The sequence below is a fragment of the Vreelandella sp. L-25 genome (genome assembly GCF_056857535.1).
The window spans coordinates 15,897-36,565 of record NZ_JBSXNH010000069.1 but is presented as its reverse complement, the minus strand read 5'-3'; the positions used below and the strand labels follow the sequence as shown (position 1 = coordinate 36,565).

The following is a 20,669-nucleotide window of genomic DNA, read 5'->3' as shown; positions in this document are numbered from 1 at the left end:
CGGGTCGTTAGCTCAGTTGGTAGAGCAGTTGACTTTTAATCAATTGGTCGTAGGTTCGAATCCTACACGACCCACCATCCGAAATAAGCAAACGCATCAGGTAATAGTTTCACCAATGCTTTGTTTTCAATATGTGTTTCGATGTGAGTTAGTGTAGTATTTGCTAGTCGTTTTTGATTAGCGCAGCAAAATTTGGGTCGTTAGCTCAGTTGGTAGAGCAGTTGACTTTTAATCAATTGGTCGTAGGTTCGAATCCTACACGACCCACCAAATTCCGACGCCCTTGGTAGCTTGCTGCCAGGGGCGTTTTGCTATGCACGTTTTGCCGCGCTGCAACGTGACTTTCTGCTTGCAGCGGGCAACGATTGTCCACCACAATATGATGACAATAACGTGATTGCCACGGTGGTCCAGTGGTGAGACGCGTGGTGAGAAGCATAGTTAGAAGAATAGTGAAAAACGTATTGGTTAACGCATAATCGATAGATCGTTTGGCTGCCGAAGATGTCACGGCAGCCCTGGCTCTAAGCAAGCCAGGCTGGTGACGTGCCACCGCGAGAGACGCAGCGGCCGTTGCCCCCGAGTGCGGCGCATGCGGAGCGCATACGCCGTGACTGGTGTTTAACAGGGGGATTCCCTGTTCGTCACAGTGGTAGACACAATGACTATGATGACCTCTCAAGCTGAGCTAGACGCTCCGCTACCAAGCCCGTACTGTCCTACCCGTATCCCTGCGGAAGACGAAGCGCGAGTGGCTGAAATCAAGCAGTTGCTCAAGGCGAATAACGCCGTTTTGGTAGCGCATTACTATACCGACGATGCCATTCAGCAGCTTGCTGAAGAGACTGGCGGCTGTGTGGCGGACTCCCTGGAAATGGCCCGCTTCGGTGCCCGTCACGATGCCACCACACTCGTGGTGGCAGGCGTACGCTTTATGGGCGAGACGGCCAAGATCCTTTCCCCAGAAAAGCGTGTGTTGATGCCTACGCTCGAAGCGACCTGCTCGCTCGATATTGGCTGCCCGATTGACGAGTTCAGCGCGTTCTGCGATGCCCATCCGGACCGTACGGTGGTGGTGTACGCCAATACCTCGGCGGCGGTAAAAGCGCGTGCCGATTGGGTCGTGACCTCTTCGATTGCCGTGGAGGTCATTGAGCACCTGCAGGAGAAGGGTGAAAAGATTTTGTGGGCACCGGATAAGCATCTGGGTGGCTATATTCAGAAAAAAACCGGTGCCGACATGCTGATGTGGGACGGTGCCTGCATCGTGCACGAGGAGTTCAAGGCGAAAGGCATTCAAGACTTGAAGCGTCTGTATCCGGATGCCGCCGTGCTTGTCCACCCGGAGTCGCCGGAGGCTGTTGTGCAGCTGGCCGATGTGGCTGGCTCTACCTCCCAGCTCATCAAAGCAGCGCAAACGCTGCCCAATGAACAGCTGATTGTGGCCACTGACCGGGGCATTTTCTTCAAGATGCAGCAGGCCGTGCCTGAGAAAACGCTCTTTGAAGCGCCCACCGCCGGAAACGGTGCGACGTGCCGCAGCTGTGCCCATTGCCCCTGGATGGCGATGAACGCGCTGGATAATTTGGCAGGCGCGCTGCGTGAAGGCAGCGGCGAGATCTTTGTTGATGATGCCTTGCGTCAGCAGGCGTTAAAGCCCCTTGAGCGTATGTTGAACTTTAACGCTTAAACATTAGCGCTTAAGTATCAGCGCTTTAATATCAGTACAACGTTTCTGCTGTAAGCCAAAAGCCCGAACGCGATGCGTCGGGCTTTTTTGTATGTGTTGCATGTGCTTTATGGCGCTAAAACTTCTCTAGCGCCTCTCGGTACTCAAGAAACGCTTCTCTGCGCTGTTCAATGCGCGCTAGCGCCTGAGTGTCGTTTTCTTGCTGGGCGGCGTCTTTGGCAATACTTAACTGTCGAATGCCGCGGTCCACTCGGCCGGTGAGCTGCAGGTGCTCGGCACGGGCCAGGTGACCCCAGCCGTTAAACCCGCTGCGCCCGGCGGCCTCTGCCAGCAGGTTGAAGCCCTGGGGGCTTTCCGGGTGCTGCGTGGTGATATCTCGAAGCAGTTCGTAAGCCGCTTCTGGATCGCGCTGTAGCTGCGCCTCCGCTAGGGTCAACTGAGCAGGCAGATAGTTAGGCATCAGCCGCAGCAGCCGCTGGCTGCGGGAAATGGCCTCATCGTAGCGTTGGGCTTCCAGGGCTACGTTCGCCGCGGAGGCGGGCAGCATGCCGTAATCAGGAAGCTCGTTGGCAAGCTGATCGAGGGTTTGCAGCGCGCGGTCGGTTTGACCATTGTGCGCATCAATAAGTGCGTTGATATAACGCAGCGCAGGCTCCTCGGCATCCTCCTGAGCCAGCCGCGAAGCCGCTTGCTGGGGTGAATTGCGGTAAATGCTCAGCAAAGCGCGAGCGCGCATCATGTCGTAGAGCGTATCGCTGGTGTAGCGGCTGGCCACGCTAAGCTGAGAAACCCGCGCTTGGGCGTCGCTCAGGCGGCTATCTGACACAGGGTGGGTCAATAGAAATTCAGGCGGCGTGCCGCCTTGAAGCCGCGACAGGCGCTGCATGGTATCGAACATACGCACCGTGGCCTCTGGGTCGTAGCCTGCCTCTGCCATGGCCTGTAGGCCAATACGGTCAGCCTCTTGCTCAAAACGTCTGGAGTAGGTGAGCTGGTCCTGAATAAGCGCCGCCTGAGAGCCTATGGCGGTGGCAATGCCTGCATCGCCGCCGCCGCTGGCAGCAATCAGCATACCGGCTAGCATAGCCGCCATGGCGGGCAGCTGGGTCTGTTCTGCACGGGCGCTGCCACGGGCGTAGTGGCGTTGGGAAAGGTGGCCAAGCTCGTGGGCAATCACCGATACAAAAGCGCCTTCATCTTCAGCAAAGGCAAACAGCCCTGAATTAATGCCCACCACGCCGCCGGGCACCGCAAACGCATTGAGCGAACGGTTATCCACCATCACCGTGGTGGTTTGCAGGCTGCCGAGCTGGCTGTAAGGAGCCAGGCGTGCCACCAGGCTCTCCAGGTAGTCGCTGACAATAGGATCCTGCCACTGAGGGGCCTGGGCACGAAACTGGCGCAGCCATGCGCGGCCAAGGCGAAACTCCTCATTGCTTACCGATGCCGATGCGCCCCCTAAACTGGGCAGTTGGTAGTCGTCATAGCTGTGGCTGGGCAAGCTAACGCACAAAGCGCTGAGCGAGAGCGCGAGCGTGCAGGCCCAGCGAGAGTAGGCGGGTCTAAAATGCAGCATGACATCCCCATTCGTTCGAATAATAGGCACGGCTAACAACGGTGTGACATTGATTCAGGCAGGGAAGTGCCGTTAAATCAATATCGCAGTGGGCATCGCAAAAAAACAGTTTATGCAACAATGCGATGGTTATGTAGCCATTGAACGATTTAGCATCATGGAAGCTGCCTTTGGGGGAGAGTATGTCTGAGCAAACAGCGTCAGGGTTAGCCGAAGGGCTTAAGCCCGATCAAGTGTTGGACGCCACCGGATTGCACTGCCCGCTACCGCTGCTAAAGGCGAAGCAGGCACTGGCAGGCCTTGCGCCAGGCCAACTGCTGGAAGTAAGTGCGACCGATGCGGGCTCGTGGCGGGATATGGCGGCATTTACTGAGCTAAGCGACCATGTGATGGAAGCGCGGGTGCAGCGCGGCGACGTGTATGTATTTTGGATTCGTAAAGCAGGGAACACCCACTCATGACCATGCGCAGTATTCTGAAAAGTTGGGTAGAGCGCTACTTTTCAGACGAAGAGGCGTTAATTCTTCTGGTGGTGCTGGTGGCAGGGTTTGCCGCCATTATTTGGTTTGGCCGCATGTTGGCACCGTTCTTTACCGCGTTGGTGCTGGCGTTTTTACTGCAAGGCGTGGTTAGCGCGCTCACGCGACGTCGAGTGCCGCATTTGCTGGCTGTCATTATGGTGTTTTTGGCATTTGTCAGCGTGCTGCTCACGCTAGCGTTTATCTTGATGCCGCTGATCTGGAATCAGCTGGTCGGGCTCGTTCAAGAGACGCCGCGCATGTTTGCCAGCGGCCAGGGCTGGCTAGATCAGTTGCAGGAGCGCTTCCCTAATATCGTGACGCCTGATCAGATGCAGAGCTGGATTGGCGTCGCCGGGCGGGAAATTAGCCAGCTAGGTCAGCGCGCCTTGACGCTCTCGTTGACCTCGCTTGGCAATGTCATGTCGTTGATCATCTATTTGGTGTTAGTGCCGATTTTGGTCTTTTTTATGCTGAAAGATCGTGAGGCGCTGGTGGGCTTTACGCTCTCGCTGCTGCCGCAGAAGCGTACGCTGCTGACGCGCATCTGGCATGAAATGGATCGCCAAATCGCCAACTATATCCGCGGTAAGTCCATTGAGATCGTCATCGTCGGCACGGTGGCGTATATCACCTTTGCCTTTTTTGGCTTGCCCTATACGGCGCTACTGGCCGTGCTGGTCGGTTTTTCCGTATTGGTGCCCTACATTGGCGCGGCGGTGGCAACCATCCCCGTGGCGGCGGTAGCGGGCTTCCATTTCGGTATTAGCGAGCAGTTTGTCTACGTTTTAGTGGCCTACGGCGTGCTGCAGGCACTGGATGGCAACGTACTGGCCCCCGTGCTGTTCTCAGAAACCAATAACATCCACCCAGTCTCGATTATCGTTGCGGTGCTGTTCTTTGGCGGTATTTGGGGATTCTGGGGGGTGTTTTTTGCCATCCCGCTTGCCACGCTGCTGAAAGCGCTGGTGTATGCATGGCCAAGAGGGCTTGAAGGCCGACAAACATCGCAGGTGCCACCGCTGAAGCAGGATTAGCCGTGAGCATGGCTGTGCCCCGATATGGGCACAGCCAGCGGTGCATTATTACTGGCTATTCAGTGCCTGCGCCGCGCTTAGTACCTCATCTACGTGGCCAGGAACTTTAACGCCGCGCCACTCTTGGGCAAGCTTGCCATCCTGGTCGATCAAGAAGGTGCTACGCTCGATGCCCAGGTGCTCTTTGCCGTACATTTTCTTGAGTTTGATCACATCAAACAGCTGACAAACGGTTTCGTCTTTGTCGGAAATCAGTTCAAAATTGAAATCCTGCTTGGCTTTGAAGTTTTCCTGGGCGCGCAGACCGTCCCGGGAGACACCGATGACCACGGTGTTGGCGGCATCGAAGGCAGTTTTGCGATCACGGAAGTCGCCGCCCTCGGTGGTGCAGCCTGGCGTGCTGGCTTTCGGATAGAAGTAGATGACTACCTGCTTGCCACGCAGTTCCGACAGCGTGATGGTGTCGCCGCCGGTGGCTGGGGCGGAAAAATCAGGGACGGGCTGGCCGAGTTCAATCGCCATAAAGGCTCCTTATGGGGGTGACTTTCATAGAAAATTACACGCAAGCGCTGCGCTGCTGTCAAAGCGTTAAGTAAACTCGCAGCGCTTTACGCTGTACAGGCTCGAATCGCCTGAGTACCATTTGCTGTTTGTGGGCAGGGGTGATCGCGCTCCTTCAAAGTATCAACGCCGCGTCTTAACTCAATGTACGTCATTGCACCCTACGTGGCAGCTTGATTTCAACTTTTTGCAGGTGAGGAAAATACGGATGATCACAGGCAGCATTGTCGCCCTGGCGACGCCGATGAAAGTCAATGGCGACATCGACTGGGAGGCGCTTCGTCGTCTGGTGAACTTCCACCTCGATAATGGCACTGATGCCATCGTCGCTGCGGGCACCACGGGTGAACCCACGACCATGTCCTTTGCTGAGCACTTTGATGTGATCCGCAGCGTGGTTGAAGAAGTCAATGGTCGCATTCCTGTCATTGCCGGTACCGGGGCGAACGCTACCTCGGAAGCCGTTGAGCTGGCGCGCTACGCCAGTGAAGTGGGCGCGGACTACTGCCTATCCGTCTGCCCCTACTACAATAAGCCTACCCAGGAAGGCCTGTACCAGCACTTTAAAGCGGTCGCTGAAGGTAGCAAACTTCCGGTCATTATGTACAACGTTCCTGGCCGCACTTGCTCCGATCTCTACAACGAGACAGTGGTGCGCTTAGCGGAAGTGAACAACATTATCGGCCTAAAAGATGCCACCGGGAACCTTGAGCGCGCTGAGGATCTAATCTCACGCCTGAAAGGCAGCGATTTCATGCTCTACTCGGGTGATGACGCAACGGCCTGCGATTTCATGCTAATGGGTGGGCATGGTGATATCTCCGTGACCGCGAACGTTGCCCCCAAAGCCATGCATGACCTGTGCGCGGCTGCTGTGGCTGGCGATGCCGACAAGGCTCACCAAATTAATACGCGCTTGATGCCGCTGCACACTAACCTAGGCATTGAATCTAATCCCATTCCCGTAAAGTGGGCGCTGCACCGCATGGGTTACATGGAAGCAGGTATTCGTCTGCCGCTGACGTGGCTGTCGGAGAAGTACCACGGCACGGTAAGCGAAGCACTGCAGCTGGCGGGCGTCGTAGAGGAGTAACCCGGCGCTCGAAACCCTTTTGCTACCCGGTGATGGCATGGCCTTCCGGGTAACTGACCTGTTGACTGTTAAGGTGGCTTGATGAGCTCTGTGCTTGAACAACGTGCGCTTAAATGGATACCGCTGGCACTCGCAGCTGCTGTCACACTGGCAGGTTGCGCGCGCGATGGTTATTACCACGACCGCAACTTGGACTACACCGAAGCGGCTCCTGCGCCGCCCCTCGTGCTGCCTGAAACCCGTAATACGCAGCGTTACCAAGATGCCATGCCCGTTACCCAGATAGCGTTGCAGGGCTCACAGCTTGACGAACCGGCAGAGATTGAACCGCCGCAGCCGTTGGCCATTGGTGGTGGATTAGAGCCTGAGTACGTTGAGCGCCGTCAGGTGGGCGATCAAAGTTGGTTAGTAGTGGCCGCCGACCCTGGTACCGTTTGGCCACAACTGGAAGCGTTTGTACGCAGCCGCCAGCTTCCTGTTCAAGAGAGCAGCGCCACCCAAGGCGTGATCGTGACCCCGCAAGCCACACTAAGCCTGCAGAGTGCCCTGCGCGCTGGTAGCAGCGAAGTGCGCTGTGACCAGAGTGGGCAAAGTGCTGAGAGCTGCTTAACGGCACTAGAGCAGTACCTGGGCGCGCGTAGCGCAACGGCTAGCTCCTCTTCCTGGACCGCTCAGCGCTTGGCTAGCGAGCAAACGCTGCAACTGCGTCAACAGGGCGATGAGTGGGAAGTGCTGATTCCGCAACCCATCGACCGCGTTTGGGCGGAGCTGAACCACTACCTCTCTCTTGATTTCACCCAAGAGGGGCAGCGTAATCTGCTCGCGACCTCCGCCGATGACTATGAGTTCTTGGTGGAGTACATGACGGAAACTGAGCGTGGGCGCAACCCGCTGCAGATCGTCTTTGGCCCTGATGTTAAGCAGATTCGACTAGCGCTTGAGCCCAACGGTGACCAGACCGTGCTGCGGGCTATCAACGCCAGCGAGCGTAGTTTTAGCGCTGATGATCAGCGCGAGTTGCTTGAGCGCGTCTCCGGCTACTTACGTTAACCCTTTGACTCTCACTTTCTCACGGAGCCTCCATGGAAAAGCGCCAAGAACTCTATGCCGGCAAGGCAAAATCTGTCTACACCACTGACGATCCTGACCTGCTGGTACTGCAATTTCGTGATGACACCAGCGCTTTCGATGGTAAAAAGAAAGAGGCGCTGGCCCGTAAGGGGATGGTGAACAACATTTTTAACGCTTTCATCATGGAGCGTTTAGAAGAGGGCGGTATCCCGACGCATTTTGAGAAGCAGCTTTCCGACAACGAAAGTCTGGTCAAAAAAATGCAGATGATTCCGGTCGAGTGCGTGGTGCGCAACATTGCCGCAGGTGGTTTGGTGAAGCGACTGGGCGTGGAAGAGGGGATTGCCCTTAACCCGCCGACCTTTGAGCTGTTCTTAAAGAACGACGAGAAGGGCGACCCGATGATCAATGAGTCGCTGGCGGAAACCTTTGGCTGGGCAACCCCCGAGCAGCTCGCCAAAATGAAGACGTTGACGTTTAAGGTGAATCATATCCTCAAGCAGCTGTTTGCCGAAGGCGATATGCTGTTAGTGGATTACAAACTGGAGTTCGGCGTGTTCAAAGGCGAGGTGGTACTGGGTGATGAGTTCTCCCCGGATGGCTGCCGTTTATGGGATGCCAACACCCGCGAGAAGCTGGATAAGGACCGCTTCCGTCAGGGGTTGGGTGGCGTCATTGAAGCCTACGAAGAAGTCGGCCGTCGTCTAGGGATTACCTTTCCCGCCTAACGTGTTTCGTTAGTCAGCGTATCGATCGCCACCACCTTCAGGGTGGTGGCGTCGTTTTCAAGGGGTGTTTCTTTTACCGCTTGGAATTTCACATCTATATCCCGCAGTCGTACCCCATAAATGCGCCCACTCTGCTCCTCACGCTGGTAAGCCGGGCGTGGGTCTTGGCCTAACACCTGCTCAATTAGCGCGTAGAGCGACGCTCCGTCGGCGCGGGCGGCAAGGCTGGCCTGGGCGGCCTGGCTAAAGCTCACGGGCAGCAGTGACGGGGCGCTGGGGGCAAATCCCGCCCGCGCCTCGGGCTTCGCTTCGGCCCAGGGCAGGTAGGGTTTAATATCGACCACTGGCGTGCCGCTGACCAAGTCACAGCCTGCCAAGTGCAAACTCACCCCTTGCTGAGTATCAATGTGCGATAGCTCAATCAGCGAAAGCCCCAACCGGTTAGGGCGATGGGTGCTGCGGCTGGCAAAGACGCCGACTTTACGGTTGCCACCCAGGCGCGGCGGGCGCACTAAGGGCGTCCACCGGGTTGGGCTTTGATGAAAGATGAATGATATCCATAGGTGGCTAAAGTCTTCCAAGCCCCGTACGGTGAGAGGATCATCAAACGGCGCTGTGAGTACTAGACGTGCATTGGCCGCTGGCGCTAACCCAGGCTGGCGGGGGACGCCGAATTTATCCGGATAGTCGCTGATAATATGACCAATGGGCGTCAGCGCAAATGACGCGCTATCTGAACGATCGTGCATAGCACTGCCTTTTGAAGGTTGGTCGGTGCCAACGTGGTCAACGAAGTCGTGGGTATTTAGTAATGTAGCGATGAGTATAAAATAGCCAACTGGCGGCAGACAGTGAGTTGTCCGTTGCCAGCCGCTAAATCGCATTGAGGCGAAGCATGTTGAAAACGAACGAACGCGCACCATCCCCTGCGCCCACCGCCCGCGTTACCTATCGCGCGGCGTTAGCCAAGGATGCCGCTGATCAGGCGGAAGTATTTTACCATGCCGTCATGCAGGGGGCGGCCACCCATTACGGGTTGGATGAGCGCCGCGCCTGGGCCAATGCGCTACCCCGCGAGGCGAGCGCCTGGGCGGCGCGCCAAGCGCTATACACTACGCTGGTAGCCGCTTGTGATGGCCGGTGCGTCGGTTTTTTAGAGCTTAATATCAGTGCTGGACGTATTGAGACCCTCTACGTGTGGCCGTCACTAGCGGGACGCGGCATAGGCACCACGCTACTGATCCATGCCGAGCGTATTCTGCTGGAACATGGCGTGTCTCAGGTGGAGATCGAGGCGAGCCTGGTACTCTACGAGCGCTTGCTACGCCGAGGCTTCGTGAACCACGGCGAGCAGTGGGTAGAGCGCAGCGGCGAGATGCTACAGCGCTACCGGCTCGTCAAGCAGCTAAACGCAGTGGAAACCTAGCCGCTCAGACGTTAAAGGTTTGGGTGATGCGCATCGACAGGTCGATGGACTTCACATCTTTTGTCAGCACGCCGCTAGAAATGCAGTCTACGCCGGTGTCGGCAATCGCTTTTAGCGTGGTGTCATCCACATTGCCGGAGGCTTCCAGAGTGGCGCGTCCGCCATTGATTTCCACCGCCACGTGCAGGTCTTCAATGGCGAAGTTATCCAGCATCACGATGTCGGCACCTGCCGCCAGCGCTTGGTCCAACTCCTCGAAGGTTTCGACTTCCACTTCTACCGGCAGGTCGCTGGCTAGTTTGCGGGCCTGCGCCACGGCGGCCTGAATGCCACCACAGGCCGCGATGTGATTCTCCTTGATCAAGAAGGCATCCCACAGGCCCAGGCGGTGATTATGGCCACCGCCACAGGTGACTGCGTACTTTTGTGCCAAGCGTAGCCCCGGTAGCGTTTTGCGGGTGTCCAGCAGGCGTACGCCGGTGCCTTCGATCAGGTCTACATAGCGGCGAGTGGCGGTGGCCGTGGCAGACAGCGTCTGCAGAATGTTCAGCGCTGCGCGTTCACCGGTCAGCAGGCTACGGGCCGGGCCTTCAATCTCTAAAAAACACTGCTCCGCATCTAAAACATCGCCGTCAGCAGCCTGCCAGCGTAATGTCACGCGGCTATCCAAACGACGAAAAATTTCATCAACCCAGGCAACGCCACACAGCACGGCAGGTTCACGGGTGATCACCTTAGCGGTTGCCCACTGGTTCTCAGGAATCAGCTGAGCCGTGATATCTCCCGTACCAACGTCTTCCGCTAACAGGCGGGCAGCACAGGCGCGAATCTCTTCAGCAAGAGCAGTTTGATAATCCATAGCGGTGGGGTCTCTGGGCGTCGTCTTCGATGACGGGCATTATAGTGAAACAGAACGCTAACGTAGAGGAGCGAGTGCGATCATGAACCAAGAAAACAGGGCAGGGCAGTGGTCCAGGGCACGGCAGGTAGCGTCGCCTAACCAGGATGCACGCCCTCACGGCGAGGTATCGCTGCTGCTCTTGCACGCCATTAGCCTGCCGCCAGGGCAGTTCTCGGGCGATGCCATCGAGGCGCTATTCACCAATCGACTGCCCCCGGACGGACACCCTTTCTTTGCCGAGATCGCCCACCTGCGGGTATCGGCCCATCTGTTGATCCGTCGCGACGGCGAGTGCGTTCAGTTCGTCGATACCGACCAGCGTGCCTGGCATGCCGGTCGCTCCTGCTGGTGGGACCCTGCGCTGGGCGTATGGCGATCCAGGCTCAACGATTTTTCTGTGGGCATCGAACTTGAGGGCGATGATGACACTCCCTTTACCCAAGCGCAGTACACTTCCCTCGTCGACGCGGTGGGGTGGCTGATGGCTCGCTACCCGGCTTTGACGCCACAGCGAATCACCAGCCATGCCAAAGTAGCGCCGCTGCGTAAAACCGATCCAGGGCCCGCCTTCGATTGGGCGTATTTCCGCCAGCGATTGTCACAGGCGGCCTTTAAACGATAAAAGCGTGGGTTAAAAAGTAGCGTTAAGTGGTTCTTGAGGCAGGTAATAAAACGGTAGTTTAACTACATTCAGAAGGTGTTAGTCGCAGCGACAAAGGTCTTATAAAGCGCTTATGTTGCAGTGCAATAGTTTGTTTTCGATGGCTTTTTGCGGCGTGCCGGAATTGGCAGCGTGGCGACTTTGCGGTATCTTCGCATATACAAAAGGCTAATTTTTACCAAATACCTGTAGCTTAACTACATTCATGAAAGCGTAGCTCATTGAATGTAGGGTGAAAATCCCCTGCTCGATGCATCGCGTCGGCTATTCACAGGCCTGTGGTGGCCAAACACTGCAGCCGCCCCAGGCCCGAAGGGTTGGCGGGGCTCATTGTCATTTATCGTCATTCGGAGAGACCTCTATGAGTCTGGAGACAAGAGAAGATCTCGATCCGGTCGAAACCACGGAGTGGCTGGAATCCCTGGAATCGGTACTGGATCGTGAGGGCGAGGATCGTGCCCGCTACCTGATGACCCGCCTGGCGGATCGCCTGCGCCGGGACGGGATGAAGGTGCCCTTCTCGGTGACAACCCCCCACCGTAATACGATCCCGGTTCATCGCGAAGCGCCCATGCCGGGCGACCTGTTCATGGAGCGTCGCATTCGTTCCCTGATTCGCTACAACGCGATTGCCCAGGTGATTCGTAACAACCGGGCCAACCCGGGCCTGGGGGGCCACATTGCAAGCTTCATGTCGTCCGCCACGCTGTACGACGTGGGCTTCAACCACTTCTTCCGCGCCCCCAAAGGCGACTTTGAAGGCGACCTGATTTACATTCAGGGCCACGTGGCACCGGGTATCTATGCGCGCTCCTTCCTGGAAGGCCGCCTGACCGAAGAGCAGATGGACAAGTTCCGTCGTGAAGTCGACGGCGATGGCCTCTCTTCCTACCCGCACCCGTGGCTGATGCCGGACTACTGGCAGTTCCCCACGGTCTCCATGGGGCTTGGCCCGATTCAGGCTATCTACCAAGCCCACGTGATGAAGTACCTGCATCACCGTGAGCTGAAAGACATGCACGACCGCAAGATCTGGTGCTTCATGGGCGATGGCGAGTGTGACGAGCCGGAATCCCTAGGCGCGATCTCCCTGGCGGGCCGTGAGAACCTCGATAACCTGATCTTCGTGATCAACTGTAACCTGCAGCGCCTGGACGGCCCAGTACGCGGCAACTCCCGCGTTATGGACGAGTTCGAAGGCGTCTTCCGCGGTGCCGGTTGGAACGTGATCAAGGTCGTTTGGGGTCGTCTCTGGGATCCGCTGTTCGAGAAGGATAAGAAAGGCATCCTTCAGAAGCGCATGGACGAGGCGGTCGACGGCGAGTACCAGAACTACAAGGCGAACGGCGGTGCTTACACCCGTGAGCACTTCTTTGGTAAGTACCCAGAAACCGAAGCGATGGTCAAAGACCTCTCCGACGAGGATATCTGGAAGCTCAACCGGGGTGGCCACGACCCGTTCAAGGTCTACGCGGCTTACCACGAAGCGGTCAACACCACCAACGGCAAGCCCACGGTCATCCTGGCGCACACCGTCAAAGGGTACGGCATGGGCAGCGGCGATGGCGAAGCCGCCAACGAAGCCCACCAGGTCAAGAGCATGGAGTACGAAGCGCTGAAGAAATTCCGCGACCGCTTCGGCATTCCGCTCACCGACGAGCAGCTCAAAGACGTGCCGTACTACAAGCCGGAAGAGGACTCTCCCGAGCTCAAGTACATGCACCTGCAGCGCGAGCGTCTCAACGGCTACCTGCCGAGCCGCCGCAGCGATTTCGAAGCGCTGGAAATCCCCAGCCTGGAAGACAAGACGTTTGCCTCCCAGATGGGCGGTTCCAAAGGCCGCGAAATCTCAACCACCATGGCCTTCGTGCGTATCCTGAATGGCCTGGTGAAAGACAAGCAGCTGGGCAAGCAGGTCGTGCCGATTGTCCCCGATGAGGCCCGTACCTTCGGTATGGAAGGCATGTTCCGCCAGCTGGGTATCTACACTGCCGAAGGTCAGAAGTACGAGCCGGTCGATAAAGGCCAGATCATGTACTACCGCGAGGACCAGAAAGGTCAGGTACTCGAGGAAGGCATTACAGAGGCAGGAGCGATGTCGGCGTGGATCGCCGCCGCGACCTCCTACAGCAACAACAACGTCACCCTGCTGCCGTTCTACATCTACTACTCGATGTTCGGCTTCCAGCGTATTGGTGATTTGGCATGGGCCGCAGGCGACCTGCAGGCGCGTGGCTTTATGGTTGGCGGCACCGCCGGGCGTACCACGCTCAACGGTGAAGGCCTGCAGCACCAGGATGGCCACAGCCTGATTCAGGCCTCCACCATCCCCAACTGCCGCAGCTACGACCCGACGTACGCCCATGAAGTTGCGGTTATCGTGCAAGACGGCCTGAAGCGCATGTTCACGGATCAAGAGAACTGCTTCTACTACCTGACCGTGATGAACGAGAACTACGAGCACCCCGAGCTTGAGAACGTACCGGCCGACGACATCGTCAAGGGCATGTACCTGCTTAAAGAGACCCAGGGTGACAAAGGGCGCGTTCAGCTGCTGGGTTCCGGCACCATTCTGCGTGAAGTGGAAGCTGCCGCTGAGCTGCTGGCCAACGACTGGGGCATCGGGGCGGACATCTGGAGCGTGACCAGCTTCAACGAGCTGCGTCGTGAAGCGCTGCTGCTGGAGCGTGAAGCGTTCCTCAACCCGGATGCCGAGGCCAACAAGCCCCACGTTACCAAGTGCCTGGAAGGTCGTGATGGTCCGGTGATTGCGTCTACCGACTACATGAAGCTCTACGCGGATCAAGTACGTGCTTGGGTGCCCAGTGATTACACTGTGTTGGGTACCGACGGCTTTGGTCGTTCTGATACCCGCGAGAAGCTGCGCTACTTCTTCGAAGTAGACCGCTACTTCGTCACCGTTGCTGCGCTGCGTGCGCTGGCCGACCGTGGTGAGCTTGATCGCAAGCAGGTTGGCGAAGCGCTGAAGAAATATGGCATCGATGCCAACAAGCCGAACCCGCTGACCAGCTAAACCGCTGCCCGGCGGACAGATGTCCGCCGGCTCGATCCGATTTGGAAGGAGCGCGACCTTGAGTAGCGAAATCATCAAAGTTCCCGACATCGGTGGGGATACCGATGTCGAAATCATCGAGATTGCGGTGTCAGAAGGCGACGTCATCGAAGCGGAAGACACCCTGATCACTCTGGAATCCGACAAAGCCAGCATGGATGTACCGGCCCCGAAAGGCGGCAAGGTGGTCAAAGTGTTGGTGAAAGAGGGCGATAAAGTCTCCGAAGGCGACGATATCGTTGAGCTGGAAGTGGAAGGTGGCGGTGAGAGCGATGCCGAGCCAGAAGCCGCCGCAGAAGACAGCCAGCCCGAAGCCGACGCGCCCGCCAAGCAGCCAGAAGCGGCCCCTGCGCCGAAGAAAGCCAGCGGTGGCAAGCAGACCGTCGACATCAAGGTGCCTGACCTTGGCGGCTCCGATAACGTCGAGATCATCGAAGTCGCCGTGAGCGAAGGCGATGACGTCAACGCTGAAGACCCGTTGATCACCCTGGAGTCTGACAAGGCTTCCATGGACGTGCCTAGCCCGCACAGCGGTAAGATCGTGTCGCTAACGGTGAAAGAGGGCGACACCGTTTCCGAAGGCGACGTGATTGGCCAGATGGAGATCGCGGGCGAAGGTGACGATACCGACGACGCGGACGCGCCTGAGCAGGCTGACGAGTCTGCCACCGCTAACCAATCTGCCGACGCCGAAGACGATGCGGCCGAAGAAGAGGGCGGCAGCGGCGAGCCCGAACGCAAAGAGATTCGCGTGCCGGATCTGTCAGGCTCTTCTGACGTGCCGATTATCGAAATTGGTGTTGCCGCTGGCGATGAAGTTGACATCGAAGACCCGCTGATCACTCTGGAGTCTGACAAAGCCTCCATGGACGTGCCAAGCCCCTTCAAGGGCAAGATTCTGGAGCTCACCGTCAAAGAGGGTGATACGGTCTCCGAAGGTGACGTGATCGGCTATATGGAAGTCGCGGGTGCCAAGAAAGCCGCACCCAAAAAAGCGGCTCCTGAAAAGGCGGATAGCAAGCCGCAGAGCGCACCCAGCGCCAAGCAGACTTCTCCGGCGGGTTCTCCCAGCCCCGAAGCGCAAATGGCCGCGCATAAGCCGCGTGACGGCAAGCTGGTTCACGCAGGACCCGCAGTACGCATGCTGGCCCGTGAGCTAGGCGTCGACCTTGGCCTCGTGAAGCCCAGCGGCCCGAAAGACCGCGTGCTGAAAGAGGACGTACAAGCGTACGTTAAGCAAGCCATTGCGAACCAGGGCAAAGCCCAGGCAGCCGCTCCTGCTGCCAGCGGTGGTGCAGGTATCCCCGCCGTGCCGGAAGTCGACTTCAGCCAGTTTGGTGAAGTGGAAGAGAAGCCGATGGGTCGCCTGCTCAAGATGGGCGCAACGAACCTGCACCGCAGCTGGCTCAACGTACCCCATGTGACTCAGTTCGATGAAGCCGACATCACCGAGCTTGAGAACTTCCGTAAAGCTATGAAGGCGGAAGCCGAAGCCCAGGGAGCCAAGCTCACGCCGCTGCCCTTCCTGGTCAAGGCGTGTGCCTTTGCACTGCGCAAGTTCCCGCAGTTCAACGTCAGCTTGAAAGGCGACGGCGATACGCTGGTATGGAAGAAGTACGTCCATATCGGTATCGCGGTGGATACGCCGGACGGTCTGATGGTGCCCGTGCTGCGCGACGCCGATAAGAAGTCCTTGATTGAGATTGCCAAGGAGATGGCGGAGCTGGGCAAGAAAGCGCAAACCAAGAAGCTCAAGCGGGAAGAGATGACCGGTGGCTGCTTCACCATTTCGAGCCTGGGTTCGATTGGTGGCACGGCCTTCACGCCGATCGTCAACGCCCCTGAGGTCGCGATCTTGGGTGTATCGAAAGCGCAGATGAAGCCGGTATGGGATGGCAGTGCTTTCCAGCCGCGCTTGATGATGCCGCTGTCACTCTCCTACGATCACCGCGCGATCAACGGTGCGGATGCAGCGCGATTCACCGCCTTCCTGGCGGACGTGCTCACCGATATCCGTCGCTTGCTGCTGTAAGCGATCATACGAGCAAGCCACAAGCGGCGCCCTTTCGGGCGCCGCTTGTGTTTAAACGGCTTAGCCGTGTAAACGGTGGCTTGGCGCAAACAGGGTGACCAAAGTACTAACGCTGGCCACTTTGCTGTTTTTGCTCAAAAAAACACAAAATAATCGTGCTCTCAGGCTTTTGGGGAGTTGTGTCGCCTGAACGGCACGGTTATTGTCGGTTCATTGATTTCATCTATCACTACCATTCAAGACGATCATTCAAGGAGCAGTGCCATGCGTTTAATCCTGTTGGGTGCCCCCGGCGCAGGGAAGGGGACTCAGGCTCAGTTTATTTGTGAGCAGTTCAAGATTCCCCAAATTTCCACCGGGGATATGCTGCGCGCCGCTATCAAGGACGGCACTGAGCTGGGCCTGAAGGTTAAAGAGATTATGAACAGCGGTGGTCTGGTGTCGGATGACATCATCATCGACCTGGTCAAAGAGCGTATTAGCCAGCCCGACTGTGAGAATGGGTTCCTGTTTGACGGCTTCCCGCGCACCATTCCTCAGGCAGATGCCATGAAGGAGGGCGGTGTGAAACTCGATCACGTACTGGAAATCGCCGTGCCGGATGAAGAGATCGTCAGCCGTTTGGCAGGTCGCCGCGTACACCCGGCCTCTGGTCGCGTGTATCACGTTGAGCACAATCCGCCCAAAGAGCCGGGCAAAGACGATGTGACCGGCGAAGCGCTGATTCAGCGTGAAGACGATCAAGAGTCTACGGTACGCAATCGTCTGTCGGTCTACCACGACCAAACCGCGCCGCTGGTGGAATACTACAAACAGTGGGCGAAAGAGGACCCGGCCGCCGCGCCGCAGTATCACCGCGTCGAAGGCGTGGGCAGCGTGGCGGACATCACGCGCCAGGTGAAAGAAGCGCTGAGCTAAGCGCGCCGCAGCGTCACGTGTCACGATGGCCCGCAGGCTTCCTGCGGGCCATCGTCGTTTCAGGCGTGTGACGGTATACTAGAGGCCTATTTTTACGGAGTGCAACACCGCTATGTCGTCGTTATACCTTCTGGCACTGGATGCCTCCTCCAGCGCCTGTTCTGCGGCTTTGCTCCGCCAAGCAAGCGGTCAGCGTGACTGTTTGGCGCGCTATGAAATGACGCCACGCGCGCACACCAAGCGCTTGATGCCGATGGTGGATGAGCTGCTCGCTGATGCGGGCATTGCCCCACAAGCGCTGAACGCCATTGCGTTCGGGCGTGGCCCCGGTTCGTTTACCGGCCTGCGCATTGCGGCCGGTGCTGCCCAAGGCCTGGCGTTTGGCTTGGACTGCCCGCTGCTCGGCATTTCGACCTTGGAGGCGCTCGCGCTACAAGCGCATCGGCGTTATCACTTTCGCCATGTAGTCACCGCGTTGGATGCGCGCATGGGCGAAGTGTATGCGGCCACCTGGCACTGCTTGAACGATACCCTAAGCTTACAAAGTGACGAGGTCGTCATCGCGCCCAGTGCATTCTGCTTGCCGGCCGACGAGACCGATTGGGTGGGCGTAGGCTCGGGCTTTAGCCTGTGGGATGAGTTTGCTGTCGGCGTGCAGGCCAGTATGTCGCAACATCTCACGGACTTAGAACCGCGCGCAGAGGAGATGGCCTGGCTGGCCGCGCGCGACTTGGACGCAGGCTTAGGCCGGGCGGCCCATGAAGCGCAGCCGGTGTACTTGCGCAATAATGTTGCCTGGAAAAAACCGGCATGAGCCAGCCGGTGCCACAGGTGGCCCTGCCGCCAGGGCTAACCCTGGGGTATGTGAATGGTCAGCTTGCCTTAGCGGGGGATGAGCGCCAGTACGGCAAGCCGCTCAGCGTTGATTTTGTCTCGGGCAAGGCCGCGCACCGCCGTCAGTTCGGCGGCGGCCGTGGGCAATTGGTGGCCAAAGCCTGCGGGCTTACCAAGGGCATCACGCCGAGCGTGGTTGATGCCACAGCAGGCCTTGGCCGCGACGCCTTTGTGTTGGCAAGCCTAGGCGCGCAGGTGCTAATGATTGAGCGGGTCGAAGCCATTGCGGCGCTGCTGCAAGATGGCCTTGAACGTGCCGCTAGCGCAGATGAAACGGCATTGATTGCCGGGCGAATGGCACTTCGCCATGGCGACGCCGCGGAACAGTTGGCAGCTCTCATCGCTGATGCTGAGTTTGCGCCTCAGGTCATTCATCTGGACCCCATGTTCCCCCATCGCGAAAAGTCCGCGCTGGTGAAAAAAGAGATGCGCGTGTTTCGTGAGCTGGCCGGGGATGATGACGATGCCCCGCGCTTATTAGCAGCGGCGCTGGAGGTGGCAACGCACCGTGTGGTGGTGAAGCGACCACGTAAAGCACCGCCCATTGCCGGGCCTGCGCCGCAGCACACGCTGGAAGGTAAAACGAGCCGCTACGATCTGTACGTTCATCGTTCACTCAGCCGCTGAGCGTGGATGAAGCAGCGTAGCAAGAGAAGGAGTCTCTATGCAGCACGAGTGGCGAGAAGGAAATCGTGTGATTCTGCTGCCGGAAGCATCGCGCTTTTTACCGGCGATGTTTGAGGCGGTGAGTCAGGCGCAGCACTACGTGCTGGTGGAGCTCTATTTGATGGAGTCCGGCGAGCTCGCAAACCAAGTCATTGACGCGTTAGCAGCCGCAACGCGGCGAGGGGTGAAAACCTATCTATTGCTAGATGGCTATGGCGCCATGGGGTTGGAGCGAAGCGACCGTGAACGTTTGCAGGCAGCGGGCGTGGCCTTGCAGCTGTTCAACCCGATTGGCTTCCACTCGCTGGCACGCAACCTGAGCCGTGACCACCGTAAGATCGTGGTGGTGGATGGCGAGGTAGCCTTCACGGGCGGGTTTGGCGCGGTGGATGAATTCCTGGAGGCCTGGTACGAAATCGCCGCCCGGGTCGAAGGGCCCGTGGTGGCCGACTGGGAGGCGCTGTTTCGTCGCTTGTGGTGTTCGCGGCTGACCCGCTATGCGTCCCCGCAAGGGCCGCGTCTGGCACTGCCGGAGGCGCGGGTAGCCGAGCCGCAGGAAGAGGGTGTCAGGGGCAGGGTCATCTCGGGGCGTGGCTATCGCTACCAGGCCATTCGGCACTCACTCTACGCGCGGGTCCACCAGTCTCGCCAACGACTGTGGTTATGTACGCCCTATTTTGTGCCGACATTTGCGCTGCGTCGTCGCCTGATTCGAGCCGCCCAGCGAGGCGTCGACGTTCGTCTGCTACTGCCCGGTGCCAAGCACGACCACCCCGGCGTGCGCTATGCGGGTCAGCGTTTTTATCAAGGGCTGCTGAGAGCGGGCGTGCGTATTTTCGAGTTCCAGCCGACTTTTATACACGCCAAGTTCGTCCTGGCCGATGAGTGGGTTAGCCTCGGCTCCTGTAACTTTGATCACTGGAACCTACACTGGAACCTAGAGGCCAATCAGGAGATCGAGGACTCGGCGTTTGCCTGCGAAGTGCAGGCGCTTTTCGAGCGTAACTTTGCCGCCAGCCAAGAGGTGGATGCCCATGCCTGGGCCGCGCGGCCCTGGTGGCAGCGCGCCCGGGAGTGGGTATATGGCGCGCTGGATGGCCTGGTGACGCGGCTCAAGTAGCGGCTACTTGCGCTTTTTGCCCTTGGCAGGGGTTTTCTTGCGGGGCTTGGGTTTGGGCGTCTCGGGGGGTACGCGGTAGTGCAGGTACAGGTCGAGCACCAGTTCGGGCAGCTGGGCCACCAGCGCTTCCTGATTGGCCTGGTCGCTGGCCATCTCGGCCATGTCGGGTTCGTCGTCAAACAGACCCGAGAGCAGCATGAAGGGCAGCAGCAGGGTGGCCGCAGCCTCTTCGTCTTCCTGGAACCAGGCGCTCTCGTCGCTGAATACGCCCTCCATAAAGCCTGCACACCAGTCGCCAATAGGGGTTTCCTCGGCGGGCAGGCCATCCAGCGTTAGCTCGAAGGGCAGCTCCGGTAGGCCACCTTGCTCCAGTACCGCCATGGTGTTGTCGCGCAGTAGCGTCAGCAGCTGGATGATCTCTTCGCGCTCGGCGGCGTCGCGGTAGTTGGGTTCGCCTTGGAATAGCTCCTCTAGCCACTGCTCGGTGGGCTGCTCGCTAGGGGCAATCGCCAAGGCGACTAGAAAGCCGTGGGCTGAAATCAGATCGAGGGCATCTTCGCCCACTTGCTCTGAATCGAGAAAATCATCCAGCCTGTCGAGCTGTTCATCATCAAGCAGCGGCTGAGGCGGGGCATTGTCGGGCGAGTTTGCTTCGGTCACGGTATTGCGCTCTGCCATGGGGAGCCTCGTGGTCAACGTCATCT

At 58.3% G+C, this 20,669-nt stretch carries 19 protein-coding genes and 2 tRNA genes; 16 read left to right on the top strand and 5 right to left on the bottom strand.

The features are described 5' to 3' along the window. Position 1: 1 nt before the first annotated feature. The 3 genes from AC13CN_RS11340 (at position 2) to nadA (ending at position 1,690) form a co-directional block, all read left to right on the top strand. Positions 2 to 77 (top strand) — tRNA-Lys (locus AC13CN_RS11340). 117 nt (positions 78 to 194) lie between these two features. After that, a tRNA-Lys gene (locus tag AC13CN_RS11335) sits at positions 195 to 270 on the top strand. 391 nt (positions 271 to 661) lie between these two features. Further along, positions 662 to 1,690 carry a quinolinate synthase NadA gene (nadA, locus tag AC13CN_RS11330; protein ID WP_062374837.1) on the top strand — a complete coding sequence of 343 codons (1,029 nt, stop codon included), beginning with the start codon at positions 662 to 664 and terminating at the stop codon, positions 1,688 to 1,690. 115 nt (positions 1,691 to 1,805) lie between these two features. Here the strand turns inward: nadA and AC13CN_RS11325 are convergent, their stop codons facing one another. After that, positions 1,806 to 3,266, bottom strand: coding sequence for a M48 family metalloprotease (locus tag AC13CN_RS11325; RefSeq protein WP_062374839.1), 1,461 nt, complete (start codon positions 3,264 to 3,266; stop codon positions 1,806 to 1,808). 182 nt (positions 3,267 to 3,448) lie between these two features. Here AC13CN_RS11325 and AC13CN_RS11320 point away from each other — a divergent pair, with 182 nt between their 5' ends. Continuing rightward, positions 3,449 to 3,727: a sulfurtransferase TusA family protein gene (locus tag AC13CN_RS11320; protein WP_044628739.1), complete on the top strand. Its 279-nt coding sequence runs from the start codon at positions 3,449 to 3,451 to the stop codon at positions 3,725 to 3,727. Beyond that, complete coding sequence (locus AC13CN_RS11315) at positions 3,724 to 4,821, top strand: AI-2E family transporter (RefSeq protein ID WP_044628738.1); 1,098 nt, start codon at positions 3,724 to 3,726, stop codon at positions 4,819 to 4,821. Before AC13CN_RS11320 ends, AC13CN_RS11315 begins: the two co-directional genes overlap by 4 nt. 48 nt (positions 4,822 to 4,869) lie before the next feature. Here AC13CN_RS11315 and AC13CN_RS11310 read toward each other — a convergent pair whose 3' ends face one another. Further along, the gene (locus AC13CN_RS11310) at positions 4,870 to 5,343 is read right to left on the bottom strand and encodes a peroxiredoxin (protein ID WP_062374841.1); all 474 of its coding nucleotides are present in this window, start codon (positions 5,341 to 5,343) and stop codon (positions 4,870 to 4,872) included. Between the two features lie 247 nt (positions 5,344 to 5,590). Between AC13CN_RS11310 and dapA the strand changes: the two genes are divergently transcribed. The 3 genes from dapA (at position 5,591) to purC (ending at position 8,274) form a co-directional block, all read left to right on the top strand. Continuing rightward, positions 5,591 to 6,475, top strand: a complete 885-nt coding sequence (gene dapA, locus AC13CN_RS11305; protein WP_044628736.1) for a 4-hydroxy-tetrahydrodipicolinate synthase — start codon at positions 5,591 to 5,593, stop codon at positions 6,473 to 6,475. Positions 6,476 to 6,556: 81 nt separating this feature from the next. Next, positions 6,557 to 7,525: an outer membrane protein assembly factor BamC gene (locus tag AC13CN_RS11300; protein WP_062374843.1), complete on the top strand. Its 969-nt coding sequence runs from the start codon at positions 6,557 to 6,559 to the stop codon at positions 7,523 to 7,525. A gap of 32 nt (positions 7,526 to 7,557) precedes the next feature. Beyond that, positions 7,558 to 8,274, top strand: coding sequence for a phosphoribosylaminoimidazolesuccinocarboxamide synthase (gene purC, locus AC13CN_RS11295; RefSeq protein ID WP_044628734.1), 717 nt, complete (start codon positions 7,558 to 7,560; stop codon positions 8,272 to 8,274). Here purC and tsaA read toward each other — a convergent pair. Next, positions 8,271 to 9,023, bottom strand: coding sequence for a tRNA (N6-threonylcarbamoyladenosine(37)-N6)-methyltransferase TrmO (gene tsaA / locus AC13CN_RS11290; protein ID WP_062374845.1), 753 nt, complete (start codon positions 9,021 to 9,023; stop codon positions 8,271 to 8,273). The two genes, purC and tsaA, sit on opposite strands and share 4 nt — an antisense overlap. Positions 9,024 to 9,169: 146 nt before the next feature. On the opposite strand from tsaA, the gene AC13CN_RS11285 reads away from it, so the two are divergent. Next, positions 9,170 to 9,700: a GNAT family N-acetyltransferase gene (locus AC13CN_RS11285; protein WP_089675000.1), complete on the top strand. Its 531-nt coding sequence runs from the start codon at positions 9,170 to 9,172 to the stop codon at positions 9,698 to 9,700. Between the two features lie 4 nt (positions 9,701 to 9,704). Here the strand turns inward: AC13CN_RS11285 and nadC are convergent, their stop codons facing one another. Then, positions 9,705 to 10,559, bottom strand: coding sequence for a carboxylating nicotinate-nucleotide diphosphorylase (gene nadC, locus AC13CN_RS11280; protein WP_062374847.1), 855 nt, complete (start codon positions 10,557 to 10,559; stop codon positions 9,705 to 9,707). Between the two features lie 82 nt (positions 10,560 to 10,641). On the opposite strand from nadC, the gene ampD reads away from it, so the two are divergent. The 7 genes from ampD to AC13CN_RS11245 all read left to right on the top strand — a co-directional run bounded on the left by ampD (position 10,642) and on the right by AC13CN_RS11245 (position 19,965). Continuing rightward, positions 10,642 to 11,223, top strand: a complete 582-nt coding sequence (gene ampD, locus AC13CN_RS11275; protein WP_062374848.1) for a 1,6-anhydro-N-acetylmuramyl-L-alanine amidase AmpD — start codon at positions 10,642 to 10,644, stop codon at positions 11,221 to 11,223. A 400-nt stretch (positions 11,224 to 11,623) separates the two neighbouring features. Then, positions 11,624 to 14,296: a pyruvate dehydrogenase (acetyl-transferring), homodimeric type gene (gene aceE, locus AC13CN_RS11270; protein ID WP_062374850.1), complete on the top strand. Its 2,673-nt coding sequence runs from the start codon at positions 11,624 to 11,626 to the stop codon at positions 14,294 to 14,296. A 58-nt stretch (positions 14,297 to 14,354) separates the two neighbouring features. Continuing rightward, the gene (gene aceF / locus AC13CN_RS11265; RefSeq protein ID WP_253557190.1) at positions 14,355 to 16,367 is read left to right on the top strand and encodes a pyruvate dehydrogenase complex dihydrolipoyllysine-residue acetyltransferase; all 2,013 of its coding nucleotides are present in this window, start codon (positions 14,355 to 14,357) and stop codon (positions 16,365 to 16,367) included. A gap of 264 nt (positions 16,368 to 16,631) precedes the next feature. Next, positions 16,632 to 17,285 (top strand): adenylate kinase, encoded by a 654-nt coding sequence (gene adk / locus AC13CN_RS11260; protein ID WP_062362226.1) that lies wholly within the window; start codon positions 16,632 to 16,634, stop codon positions 17,283 to 17,285. Positions 17,286 to 17,397: 112 nt separating this feature from the next. Then, positions 17,398 to 18,099, top strand: coding sequence for a tRNA (adenosine(37)-N6)-threonylcarbamoyltransferase complex dimerization subunit type 1 TsaB (gene tsaB / locus AC13CN_RS11255; protein ID WP_044628726.1), 702 nt, complete (start codon positions 17,398 to 17,400; stop codon positions 18,097 to 18,099). After that, the gene (locus AC13CN_RS11250; protein ID WP_044628725.1) at positions 18,096 to 18,806 is read left to right on the top strand and encodes a class I SAM-dependent methyltransferase; all 711 of its coding nucleotides are present in this window, start codon (positions 18,096 to 18,098) and stop codon (positions 18,804 to 18,806) included. The genes tsaB and AC13CN_RS11250 overlap by 4 nt, the downstream gene beginning before the upstream one ends. Positions 18,807 to 18,843: 37 nt before the next feature. Continuing rightward, entirely contained in the window at positions 18,844 to 19,965 is a 1,122-nt protein-coding gene (locus AC13CN_RS11245; RefSeq protein ID WP_062362234.1) for a phospholipase D-like domain-containing protein, read from the top strand. A 3-nt stretch (positions 19,966 to 19,968) separates the two neighbouring features. On the opposite strand, the gene AC13CN_RS11240 is transcribed toward AC13CN_RS11245, so the two are convergent. Then, positions 19,969 to 20,643 carry a YecA/YgfB family protein gene (locus AC13CN_RS11240; protein ID WP_253557189.1) on the bottom strand — a complete coding sequence of 225 codons (675 nt, stop codon included), beginning with the start codon at positions 20,641 to 20,643 and terminating at the stop codon, positions 19,969 to 19,971. Positions 20,644 to 20,669: the final 26 nt, after the last annotated feature.